The sequence below is a fragment of the Candidatus Hydrogenedentota bacterium genome, from assembly GCA_035450225.1.
Taxonomy (GTDB): domain Bacteria; phylum Hydrogenedentota; class Hydrogenedentia; order Hydrogenedentales; family SLHB01; genus DSVR01.
In genome coordinates, this window is record DAOTMJ010000001.1 from 295,281 (window position 1) to 307,333 (window position 12,053).

Consider the following 12,053-nt stretch of genomic DNA (forward strand, 5'->3'; position numbering starts at 1 on the left):
GTGGCATTGCGGGGTTGACGAATCAGAATTTCAGCGTGGAGCCCACGTAGATATAATCGCCGTCGTTGTGTGCGCTGCCCTTGTTGAGCATATACCCGTTCCATTCGACGAAGTTGCCGTCGAAAGCGCCCTCGCCCCGGAACCAGTGCGCCCAGCCGGCGTCGAATTGAAGATCCTTGCTGTAATTGTAGAAGAGCGCAAGATAGGACTCCGTGCCCATGTGGCTGCCGCTGGATTTCGTCACGCGGCTGGGCTGGCCGGCGACGGGCATGTCGAAGGTGTCGTCGGCGCCGAAATAGGACACGCACAACAGCATGACCAGTTTCTCCATCGGGAAGGTCAGCACGCCGATGCGCACGTCGTAGCCATTGGAGAAGTCGTTGTTCAGATCCACGAATCCGCTGTAAATCTGGTTCGAAAACAGGCGGTTGAAACTGACGCTTGAGCGGGGATACAGGGGATTGGCCGACACGGAGCGGTTGTCTTCGCCGCTGAAATAGACGCCGCCGACAAACAGGCGCGGCTTCCACGGGCAATCGAAACTATAGCCCACTTCCAGTTTGGCCGCCCAGGCGTCCGCATCCGCATCGTGATCCCCGTACAGTCCCGGCTTGAACGTGAAACCGGCCTGATCCATGTCGCCGAATTGATAGGCGACTTCCGCCTCGAAATCGAATGCGCCGACCTTGCCGGCCGAACGCGCGCCAACGGTATGGAGTTCGGTCGGATCATACGTCGGATCGAATCCGGCCGGACCCACCGGGTCGGACGGCAACGCCCGCGCGTCGCGAAGATAAAGCCAGTACAGATCGAAGGCGACATTCTCGATGGCCTTGCAGGTCCCGTAGATGCCGTAAAAGTCAACGTCGCCGTCTTCCTCGGCGGGGCTTCCCTCAGCCAGCTTGCTCATCCAGGCGTCCACGGTAAACGTCTGGCCGGCGTACGTCAGCCGCACGGCGTCGAAGGACAGCCCCCGGAACAAAGGCGCCTTGTCGCCTTTGCCGACGAGGAACTCGCTGCCGAAACTCAATTCCTGCCGTCCGATGCGGAGGGCAAGCGGCGTGCCGTACAATTCACGCGCCTCGATATAGGCTTGGTAAAGACTCACGTCGCCGTCGGGACCGAGCAGCGTCGGCGTGAGGCCCGTCGTGGAACGGCTGTCCACGCCGGTCAGGTAATCGCTGCGGAAATCCTCGCCCCACACGTCGTAACTGTCGAATTCGACGAAGGCGTTCACATTGTCCGTGAAATCTGCGCTGACATGCAGACGCGTCCGTTGTTCGACGAAATTCGTGTTGTTGGAACGCCGGTTCCAACTCAGATAACTGACTGCGCCCAATCCGTTGTTCGGATAGGCAAACGGGCCGCCGATGGGGCGTCCCGCCAATTCCGCCGGGGTATACCGGACTTCAATGGGACCGGGACCCGCGAGCGTGCTCGACACGAAATTCGCTCGCAGCCGGATTTCGCCGCCGACCTGGACGTTTTGCAGGTCCGCTTGCGCGGCCATCGGGATCGTCAATACAAGAAATAACAACACACCTATGATTGTCCGCTTCATTGCACTTTTCTCCTCCGCTATATTCAGCCTTTCCCCAACAACGCCCAAATCCTACCACAAGGTACGGTTTGTATCAAGACTTTTTTTGAGAGTACCGAGTTCTTAAGACAGAAGGATGAGAATTTCCATGAAGATTGGCATTTCCGGGCAATTTCATGTCGGATCACGCAACGAAATCTTGTGTTGAAATTGAAAATGGCCATTTGGTAGCGCCGATTTCCCAATCGGCATGTCGTGTTTCAACAAGCCGATTTGGAAATCGGCGTTGCATTCCGAGACCTTCACGATTCCGAGAACACGGTACACTCAAGAAGATTATTTGTTTTCCTACAAAAAGCGATTCCTTGAGGTATTTTCATTGTATGCGATCATCATAAGCGAATATAATGAAAAATACAAATAATGCGGTCGGCACACGGCGGTCTGCGGTAAACTTTTATTGAAGATGGATTCATGTTATACTATGAATCGTTTTTGGGTTGAAACCCGTATCCTGGGCGACGAGTCCGAGTTCGTAACACGTGGATGCAACAGGCAAAATCTCTTTGCATGCCGGCAATGAGGCCGGTTTCAATGTCAAACAGTATGGTTTCTCGATTTCCAAAATGGATTCGGCGTTCGTGGTCGGCCCCGGACGGGGTAATCGCCACGCGCGGCGTATTGGAAGACTTGCGGTTGCATACGGTGTGCCGCAGCGCGCGTTGTCCGAATCGTTCCGAGTGCTGGCAGCGCCGCACGGCCACGTTCATGATTTTGGGCGGGCAATGCACGCGGAATTGTTCGTTTTGCGCGGTGGCGCATGGGCGGCCGGAAAATGTCGAAGAGGATGAACCGGCCCGGATAGCCGAGGCGGTAAAACGCCTCGAATTGAGGCATGTGGTTGTGACCTCCGTCACGCGCGACGATTTGCCGGATGGTGGCGCATATCATTTCGCGGCGACGGTCGAAGCGATACGGGGCGGTTGTCCCGGTGTTCGCATTGAAGTGTTGACGCCGGATTTTCAGGGTCGGGAACAGGCGATTCGAACCGTGCTGGCGTCTGGGCCGGACGTCTTCGGCCACAATATCGAAACCGTGGCCCGGCTGCATCCCGCCGTTCGGGATGCGCGGTGTTCGTATGAGCGTTCGCTGGCGGTGTTGCATCTTGTGGCGGACGAGGCGCCGGGTATCATCGTGAAATCGTCCCTGATGGCCGGGCTGGGCGAAACGGACATGGAAATTCGGCAGACATTGCGCGACTTACGTGTGGCGGGTTGCGGGGCTGTCTGTATCGGCCAGTACCTGCAATCCGGGCCACGCCAACGCCCGGTGGAACAATTCGTGCCCCTCGAGGCATTCAAACGGTATGAAACATGGGCCTATGCCATGGGTTTTTCCTTTGTCGCGGCAGGCCCCTTTGTAAGGAGTTCCTATCATGCAGACCAAGTCTGGACAAGCCACGGTTCGACGGAAAAAAGCACCGCGGCGGCAGGAAAGTTCTAAGACGATGCAATATGAAGTGACGTTGCCCAGTCTGGGCGATGATCTCGAGGACGTGGCGCGGGTTTCCATGTGGCTCGCCGACGAAGGCGATATCGTCAACGAAAACGACGATCTCGTCGAAATGGTCACGGACAAGGCGGCGTTTACTATTCCCAGTCCGAAATCGGGCACCTTGATTGAAAAACTCGTTGATGAAGAAGACGAAGTCAAAGTCGGCGACGAGATCTGTATTCTGGAAATTTGAATGAAGGCAGCCAGTAGTCCAAGGCCGAAATCGCTCGGTGCAAATGCCACCGAACTACTGACTACTGTCTGCTGACCACTGAAAGGCATTTTCATGCGGATAGGAGTTGGCGTTATCGGGGCAGGGACCGTCGGCGGCGGCGTCATCAAGGCGTTGCAGACCAACCGTGATCAGATCGCGCACAAGGCGGGGGTGGACGTTGCGTTGGTGCACGTGGCGGAACTCAGACAGGAATGTTTGTCCGAATTCGACTTGAGTGGGGTGACGGTCAGCCGCGATGCGGCAACACTGGTCGGCGATCCCGCCGTGGATGTCGTGTGCGAATTGATCGGCGGAACAGGCGCGGCGAAAACATTCATTCTCAATGCGCTCCATGCGCGCAAGCACGTCGTGACGGCAAACAAGATGCTGTTGGCGAAAGCAGGGACGGAGTTGTGCCGGGCAGCCGTCGAAAACGGCGTGGAATTGCGCTATGAGGCATCCGTGGCGGGCGGCATCCCGATCATCAAGGCCCTGCGTGAAGGGCTGGCCGCGAATCGCATCGAGTTCATCTATGGCATTCTCAACGGCACATGCAACTACATTCTGAGCCGGATGACCTACGACGGACTCGATTTCGCGGAAGCGCTGTCGCAGGCGCAGGCGCTCGGATTCGCGGAAACGCCGCCGGACTTGGATATCGAGGGGCACGACACGGCGCATAAATGCCAGATCCTTGCCTCGCTCTGCTATTCAACCGAGGTGCCGCTCGACAGTCTTTATGTGGAAGGGATCACCAAGGTCACGCACGACGACGTGGCCTATGCGGGCGAGATGGGCTACCTGATCAAACTGCTCGCGATTATCCGTTCCGTGGACGGCGGCATTGAGGCGCGGGTGCATCCGACGCTCGTGCCGGACACGCACCTCTTGGCATCGGTACGCAACGAATTCAACGCCGTCTATGTGAAGGGCGACGTGGTGGACGCGACGCTGTATTACGGGCGCGGGGCGGGGCGCATGCCGACGGCGAGCGCCGTCGTGGCGGACATCATTGACATCGCCCGCCGCGGCAATGCGAAAGCGCCGGCCCCGTTCGTCTACGATCAACCGAAACCCATCCGCGACATCAACAAAATCCAGGGACGATACTATCTGCGCCTGACCACGAACGATCAAGCCGGCGTGCTGGGAAAGGTCTGCACGATCCTCGGCGAGCACGGCGTCAGCATTGCCTCGTGCCTTCAGCGCGATCCGCATGGACAAGAACATGTCCATGTGGTTATGATGACGCACGAGACGTCCGAGGCGGCGTTGCGCAACGCGCTCGGCCGAATCGAAAAACTGGATTGCATCAAGGAATCCACGCACGTGTTGCGCGTGCTGGAATAAGGCCGGGAGGTTATCGTGCATGCTGAACAGGGGCGTCATCGAACGTTATCGCGCACACATGCCCGTCAGGGCAACGACGCGCATTATCACGCTCAATGAAGGTTCGACGCCTCTCATCCCGGCGCCCGGTCTTGCCAAGGCAATTCACCCGCGGCTCGAGATCCTGTTGAAATACGAGGGACTGAACCCAACCGGATCGTTCAAGGATCGCGGCATGACGATGGCCATCACGAAGGCGGTCGAGGACGGTTTCCAGGGCGTCATCTGCGCCTCGACCGGCAACACGTCGGCCTCGGCGGCGGCGTACGCGGCACGGGCGGGCATCAAGTGCATCGTGCTGATTCCGGAGGGTAAAATCGCGCTGGGCAAACTGTCGCAGGCGATGATTCACGGCGCGCGCGTCGTCCAGATCAAGGGCAATTTCGACAACGCGCTCCAGTTGGTTCGTTCGATCGCGTCGGCACATGCCATCGCGCTCGTAAACAGCGTCAACCCGTTTCGAATCGAAGGCCAGAAATCCGGCGCGTTCGAGATTGTGGACGACCTCGACGGCTATGCGCCGGATTGCCATGCGCTCCCGGTCGGCAACGCCGGCAATATCTCGGCATACTGGAAGGGCTACAAGGAATACTTCGCGGCGGGCAAGGCCAAGAACAGGCCCAAAATGCTCGGGTTCCAAGCCGCCGGCGCCGCGCCGATCGTCCTGGGCAAGCCCGTCGAGGATCCCCAAACGTTTGCAACGGCGATCCGGATTGGAAATCCGGCGAGTTGGAAAACCGCCGTTGAGGCCCGCGACGAATCCGGCGGCGTCATCGGCATGGTCACCGACCACCAGATCCGCGAAGCCTACAAGATGCTCGCGGCGACCGAAGGCGTCTTCGCCGAACCGGCCAGCGCGGCCAGCATCGCCGGTCTGATCAAACTCGCGCAAAACGGTTATTTCGATGCGATGAAGCCGATTGTCGGCGACCGCATCCGCGTGGCGTGCGTGCTGACCGGCCACGGACTCAAGGATCCTGACAGCGCGATCAAGGCCGCCGCGGAAACCGTCACGGTCGAACCCACGGAAGAAGCGGTCCTGGAAGCCATCGGCATCGGCGAACCCTCACTTGCGGGAGTGTAGGCGCCTGCCCGATCGGGAGAATCCGACCGATCAGTCGGATAGGACCGATCGGGATGCATCGCTTCCCGCTTCACTCTGCGATGGACAAGACATTCGATATCATCCGCTTGCCTGGATACGTTCCCTACGCGGACGCCCTTCGCCTGCAATACGAACGCCGTGCGGCGGTGGAGGCCGGCCAGGCGCTCAACGCGATCTTCCTGCTCGAACATGCCCCCGTCATCACCTTGGGCCGAAGCGCTCATGCGGAAAACCTCCTGCTCTCGAGAGAGGAATTGCTGCGCCGAGGCATCGCGGTGCATGATACGGATCGCGGCGGCGACGTCACTTATCACGGCCCCGGACAGATGGTCGCCTATCCCATTCTGAACCTCACGATCTGGAACCTGGCCATCTGGCCGTATTTGCGCTCGCTGGAAGACGTGCTGATCCGCCAACTTACCCGCTACGGTCTCGACGCGGGCCGCATGGAAGGGCTGACCGGCGTGTGGGTGAACGGCGCGAAAGTCGCGGCCATCGGAATCGGCGTTCACCATACGGTAACGTTCCACGGCGTCGCTCTGAACGTCAATCCGGACATGGAACACTTCCGCTACATCGTTCCGTGCGGCATCGGCGACAAGCCCGTCGCATCGCTGGCTTCGCTTTTGCCGGCAACGCCGTCCATGGATCAAGCGATGGACGACTTCGTTGACGCCTTCGCGGACGTGTTTCAAGCCCGCGCTCGCCGGTAAGATTCCCTGCAAATTTATCCCAAACCCAAAATCCTTTTTCCGTACGAGGGGAACCGCGATCCCGGTTTTCGATACAATTTCGATTCGGTGTCTGGAAAGCGAGTTGTATGGCGCGAGTGCTGATACTGTTTGCGGGAATTGTGGCGGTTCTGGCAGGTTTGCATTCCCTGACCGGCATGCCGCCGCGTTCAACCGCGGGCAAGACCGTTATCACGTTCTGGCAGCCGTGGCCGGGCGATCAAGGCGATGAACTGCGCCGGCTGATTGCGTTGTTCAATCGCGCCCATCCGTCAATCGAGGTGCGCACACTGTATGTGCCGCACAATCCGGCATCAAACCAGAAATTGTTCCTCTCGATTAGCGCAGGCATTCCGCCGGATTGCACCATCGTGGGCGGTCCGCAAGTTTGCGAATGGGCGGCGCGCGGCGCGCTCGAACCCCTCGATACGCTGATGGCGCGTTTCGGGGTTCGTAACGGGGATTACTGGGAACCATGCGCCCGGCAGTGTCAATTCCGCGGGAAAACCTATGGATTGACCTATTGCGCCGACCCGAATTTCGCGCTGTTGTGGAACCGGTCCGTTTTCCGGGAGGCGGGGCTGCTGGAGAACGGTCCGCCGAAGACGATTGAGGAACTGGATCGCCTGGCGAGGCAATTGACGCAGCGCGATGCAAAGGGACGCCTCAAGCGCATCGGTTTCATTCCGTGGAGCGTCTTCGGGTTTCCGAACTCGATATTCACATGGGGCTGGGCTTTTGGAGGCGAATTTTACGATGAAAAGCGCGAGCGGCTGGTCTGCGGCGAGAATCCGGGCGTCTTGGAAGCCATGCGCTGGATGAAGTCCTACGCGGACGAATACGGATTCGAGGCCATCAACAGTTTTTCGGAAGGTTTCGGCGATGAGGCGGACAGTCCGTTTATCCGGGGCAAGATTGCCATGGCGGCGGGACACATCTCCAATTTGCGGCTTTTTGAAAAGTATGCGCCCAACCTCGATTATGGCGTGGCGCCTTTTCCCTATCCCGAAAAGATGGGTTCGGATCACAGCGCGTGGGTGGGGGGGTGGTGCGTGGGTATTCCCCGCGGCTCCCGCCATCCGGAAGCCGCGTTTGAATTCATGAAGTGGTTGTGCTCCAGCCCGGAGATGGGCAAATCCATGGTCCAGACCACGGGCCAGTTTCCCGGTTACCGCCACAGTTCCGCCCTGGAACTGGCCGAAGACAACCCACCCATGGCCCTGTTTCTTGACATACTCCGAACCGCACGGCATCAGCGTCCCGTGATGCCCGCCCAGGGCTATTTCATGGGCGTGCTCGATCATGCCGTAAGCGATGTGTTGAACGGACTGAAATCGCCCGAACAAGCCCTCATGGATGCGCAGAACGACACGCAAAAGGAGTTGAACCGGGTGTTGGAACGATTGGAATAACCGAGTATGGTGCGATTCAAGGAACTGGAACGTTTGGGCGTGGCGCTGGCGGTTATGACGGACATAACCGACGGAGATTGCGGAATGCGGGGATCGGATAGTGAAACCTGTCGGGAATCGTTGGCCGCCGATAGCGCGGGGAACAGGATGCGCGTATGCGCCGCGTGCGGAATTCGCCCGGAAGACCTCGTGTGCGGCATGCAGGTTCACGGCACGCAAATCGCCGTGGCCGGTGAAGCCGACCGGGGACGCGGCTTTCGGAAGGGATTGCTGGCGTTTCCGGGAACGGATGGACTCATTACACTTGTAAAGAATTTACCCCTTGCTCTGTTTGTTGCCGACTGTGTGCCGGTCTTCATCGCCGATCCGATTTCCGGTTCGGTTGGCTTGGTGCATGCCGGACGCGAAGGCACGTTGCACGGCATCGCCGCGCTGGCAATCCAGCGTATGATGCAAATTCCGGGCACCCAACCAAGGACCTTCCATGCCCTTATCGGCCCCTCGGCCGGACCCTGCTGCTACGAAGTCGATCCATTGAGGGCCAAGGAATTTGCCGCAGCCGGTCTTCCTGTTCGTGGACGTTATCTGGATCTCTGGCAGGCCAATGCCATACAACTGGCGGGGACGGGCGTGCCTGCTTCGAACATCATGGTTTCGGGTGTGTGCACTATCTGCTCAGGCCGATACCACTCGCATCGCCGGACGGCGGACGGTTCTCGCAATATGGCGCTGATATCGGCATAAATACATACCTGTATGTATTTTAGATTGATTTTTTTATAGGGGGTTGGCCTTTGGGCCGATATGTCAATATTCTGTCGAAACGATGGGAAACTTGCAGTATTGTTGTCAAGAGATAACCGGTTTGTCCGATAGAATGTATGGAAAGCGCATTGGACGGCTAAAGCAAATCGTATCTTGGCTTGGCCCGTTTTATGCGTTGTTTTGTACGCAAAAAACTGGAAAAGAAAAGTGTTGACAGAAAGTCGAATATTTGCTAAGATGTAAAGTGCAAAGACAGGGAGGATAGGCCGTACTGGGTGTGACGGAAGTTGGATTAAGAACGCATAATTGAGGAGTGGGGTAGTTGAAAGGCCAGAGGAGCATGGAAATCATTGCTGTTCAGTAAGCCCAAAAAGGCAGTCGGCATTGATATAGGCGCCCATTGCGTGAAAGCCGTGCAGATGTCGCGTTCGGGCCGCCGCCTGCATGTGGATGGCGCGGGCATGGCGTTGGTGGACCGCAACTTGGTCAATACCGATCCCGTTGCGGCGCACGCAACAGCCGTCCGCGATGCCTTGCGCACGATATTTCTTGCCCAGAGTCTGGTCGTTGGGGCTTTGCCCGGGCAGACCGTGGTGATTCGATATCCACGCTTGCCGGACATGCCGGAAGATCGCATAGGCGCGGCCATTGAAAAAGAGGCATCCCAGCACATTCCATACGATTTGTCGGAAGTTTTTCTCGATTGGAGCCTGCTGGAACGGGTGACCGAGGGCAACGATCGTCTTTTGAAAGTCTTGTTGGTGGCGGCACGCCATGAAGTGATAGATTCGCGCGTTCAGATTGCGTCAGCCGCCGAAATCCAGTACGGCATTCTGTCGGTTGATTCGCTGGCTTTGGCGGATGCGGCGGAATGTTGCGGATTTCTGAAGACCGGCGAGACCGTGGCGTTGGTCAACATCGGCCTTACGTCGGCAAGCATCCATTTTGTGAAGGATGGCGTGTCCAATTTCATACGCGACGTCAACTGGGGGGCGCGCGAGTTCATTCAGGCAATCGTTCGTGCGCGCCGGTGCGATTACGAGCAGGCCGAGAAATTGCTATGCGCGGCTGCGGAGGAATCGGAATCAAAGCCAGAAACGCCGTCGGCTGCGCCCGAAACGGAGGAACCCAAACCGGCATCGAACGCGTCGCTGCTTGATCCCTTTGAGGATGAATTCGAGATGGCGCCGAAAACGCCCGCCCCCGCCGCGCCCTCGCTGGATTCCGACAAACCGGTCCAGGATCTTCTGGCCACACCGCTGAACAAACTGGTCGCCGAACTGCGACGTTCGCTCGATTTCTACGAACATGAATTGTACGAAACGCCCATTGATCGGATGATTCTAAGCGGCGGGGTGGCGCATCTACCGATCGTGCGCCTTACCCTCGAAGAAGAACTGGCCCTCAGTCGGGTGGACGTGGCCAATCCCACGGAGAGCGCGTTGACGTTTGGCAACGGGTCCACCATGGGCGTTCTGTTTGAGCATCCAGCCCAGTTTATGGTCGCCATAGGCTTGGCGGCAAGGGGGATGGCGGAATTATGATTACGATAAATCTTCTTCCCTATCATTTGCGGCCGATCAAGCGGACCCCCCTTCCGTATATTCTCAGCACGCTGGTGTTGGTGCTAGTTCTTGTTGCGCTAAGCGTCCTTTGGCTGCAGGGCCAAGCCCGGATTTCAGCGAAAAACGCCGAATTCGAGCAACACAAGAAGGAACTGGCGGGACTTCAGGCCATTGTGGACGAATTCAAGCGGCTCTCCGAACAAAAGACCCGTCTGGCCGACAAGATTCAAATCATTCAGGACATCGTGGCCGATCGCATTATCTGGTCGCGGCAACTTTTCAACATCAGCCGTTTGACGCCGGACAATTTTTGGTATTCGGGGATTGCCGAAAAACAGCGCACGATCAAGGAAAACCGGATGGTTTTCAATGAACAGACCGGCAAGGAGGAGATGAAGTCCGTAACGGTTCCGCAACGTGTGCTGGAACTGAAGGGCTACGTTATCACGGGCGCCGACGGAAGCAACGACATTTATCCGCTTACCTTCAACATGGAGCAGGATCCAGAGTTTGCCGGCCTGTTTCAGTTGAGCCTGCCCAAACTGGTTGACACCGAATTCAAGGGGTATCGCGTGCGCAATTTCACCCTTGAATATCTTGTCGTGGAGAAGAAGGAAGAAGCGGCATCCGCCGGGGAGCCGAAGCAATGATGGATTTCCTGAAAGGCACGGTAACGCCCAAGGATTGGATGGCGACGGGGATCATCCTTGCGGTGGCGGCGGGGTTGTGCGCCGGGTATTACTTTGTTCTTCACGCCAGGCAGGCGGCCAAACTGCAGGAGATCGAGGCGGCTGACGCCGTCGTCGTGAACGATCTGCGGCTTGCCCGTGAGACCGAGAAAAACATTGACAAGTTGCGCGTCGAGGCGGCCAAGATGCAGGAACTGACCTCGCAATTCGAGCAGCGGCTTCCGGAAAGCCGCGAAATTCCGACGCTGCTGCGCCAATTCGAGGGTTTTGCGGGCGAGATCGGACTCCGCGTGGAATTGTCGCAACTGCCGCGTGTAACGGACGAGAAAAAGGAAACGATCCCTTACAGCGTGGTGGCAAAGGGAAATTTCCATCAGATTGTCACTTTCATCAACCGGCTGGAACGGTTTCAGCGTTATCTGAAGATATCCGAGTTGAATATCGGCAAGATGGAGGAGGGGATTGCCGAGGCCTCTTTCACGCTGAGCACCTACCGTTTCATTCAGCCCAGCGAGGGCGAGAAAAAGTCGTGAACGAACAACAGAAAAAACAATTGGTCATCGTCGCCATTCTTGGCGTTGTGCTGGTGGGCGTTCTGGTCTACCAGTTCCGCGGAAAACCGGGCGCATCGCCGGCTTCCCCGAAACCCACGGCTGCGGCCGCGGCGCCCGGATCACAGGCGCCAGCCTCCGTCCCCGCGGTTCAAAAGCCGCAATCGGTCATGCAAAAGGCCGAGGTGAATATTGACGAACTCCTGATGGGCATCAAGGAAGTGGATTTCGACTATGCGCGTGATCGCATGCCACGCGATCCCCTGGCGCCCCTCGTGGGAACGGTGAGCAAGAAATCGGCCTCGGAGGCCACCGGCGACCTGAGCACGATTCCGCCCAGCATTTTGCAGGTCATGAACAAGGTTGTCACAGGCATTATATGGGACAAGACCCGGCCGCTTGCCGTAGTGGACAATGAAGTCATTTTCCCCGGATATGAATATCCCGATGGAACGGTGGTTTATAAAATAGATAAAGAGTCGGTAACCTTCAAAGTCGGGGACTCCGAAATCCAGGTCGAACTCAAGGAGTTGTGATA

General features: G+C 57.7%; 12 protein-coding genes. 11 read left to right on the forward strand and 1 reads right to left on the reverse strand.

Annotated features, from left to right (window positions below):
• Window positions 1-22 precede the first annotated feature (22 nt).
• Entirely contained in the window at window positions 23-1,561 is a 1,539-nt protein-coding gene (locus P5540_01140; GenBank protein ID HRT63404.1) for an alginate export family protein, read from the reverse strand.
• A 573-nt stretch (window positions 1,562-2,134) separates the two neighbouring features.
• Between P5540_01140 and lipA the strand changes: the two genes are divergently transcribed.
• The 11 genes from lipA (at window position 2,135) to P5540_01195 (ending at window position 12,051) form a co-directional block, all read left to right on the forward strand.
• Window positions 2,135-3,043 (forward strand): lipoyl synthase, encoded by a 909-nt coding sequence (gene lipA / locus P5540_01145; protein ID HRT63405.1) that lies wholly within the window; start codon window positions 2,135-2,137, stop codon window positions 3,041-3,043.
• Between the two features lie 4 nt (window positions 3,044-3,047).
• Window positions 3,048-3,287 carry a hypothetical protein gene (locus tag P5540_01150; protein HRT63406.1) on the forward strand — a complete coding sequence of 80 codons (240 nt, stop codon included), beginning with the start codon at window positions 3,048-3,050 and terminating at the stop codon, window positions 3,285-3,287.
• A gap of 93 nt (window positions 3,288-3,380) precedes the next feature.
• On the forward strand, window positions 3,381-4,658 hold the full coding sequence (locus tag P5540_01155) for a homoserine dehydrogenase (protein HRT63407.1): 1,278 nt from the start codon (window positions 3,381-3,383) through the stop codon (window positions 4,656-4,658).
• A gap of 19 nt (window positions 4,659-4,677) precedes the next feature.
• Entirely contained in the window at window positions 4,678-5,781 is a 1,104-nt protein-coding gene (thrC, locus tag P5540_01160; protein HRT63408.1) for a threonine synthase, read from the forward strand.
• Window positions 5,782-5,834: 53 nt separating this feature from the next.
• Window positions 5,835-6,515: a lipoyl(octanoyl) transferase LipB gene (lipB, locus tag P5540_01165; protein ID HRT63409.1), complete on the forward strand. Its 681-nt coding sequence runs from the start codon at window positions 5,835-5,837 to the stop codon at window positions 6,513-6,515.
• A 107-nt stretch (window positions 6,516-6,622) separates the two neighbouring features.
• A complete protein-coding gene (locus P5540_01170; protein ID HRT63410.1) occupies window positions 6,623-7,945 on the forward strand; it encodes an ABC transporter substrate-binding protein in 1,323 nt (440 codons plus the stop codon).
• A 6-nt stretch (window positions 7,946-7,951) separates the two neighbouring features.
• Window positions 7,952-8,689, forward strand: coding sequence for a polyphenol oxidase family protein (locus tag P5540_01175; GenBank protein ID HRT63411.1), 738 nt, complete (start codon window positions 7,952-7,954; stop codon window positions 8,687-8,689).
• Window positions 8,690-9,060: 371 nt separating this feature from the next.
• Complete coding sequence (pilM, locus tag P5540_01180; protein ID HRT63412.1) at window positions 9,061-10,254, forward strand: type IV pilus assembly protein PilM; 1,194 nt, start codon at window positions 9,061-9,063, stop codon at window positions 10,252-10,254.
• Window positions 10,251-10,925, forward strand: a complete 675-nt coding sequence (locus tag P5540_01185; protein HRT63413.1) for a hypothetical protein — start codon at window positions 10,251-10,253, stop codon at window positions 10,923-10,925. Before pilM ends, P5540_01185 begins: the two co-directional genes overlap by 4 nt.
• A complete protein-coding gene (pilO, locus tag P5540_01190) occupies window positions 10,922-11,497 on the forward strand; it encodes a type 4a pilus biogenesis protein PilO (GenBank protein HRT63414.1) in 576 nt (191 codons plus the stop codon). Before P5540_01185 ends, pilO begins: the two co-directional genes overlap by 4 nt.
• The gene (locus tag P5540_01195) at window positions 11,494-12,051 is read left to right on the forward strand and encodes a hypothetical protein (GenBank protein ID HRT63415.1); all 558 of its coding nucleotides are present in this window, start codon (window positions 11,494-11,496) and stop codon (window positions 12,049-12,051) included. The genes pilO and P5540_01195 overlap by 4 nt, the downstream gene beginning before the upstream one ends.
• Window positions 12,052-12,053 lie beyond the last annotated feature (2 nt).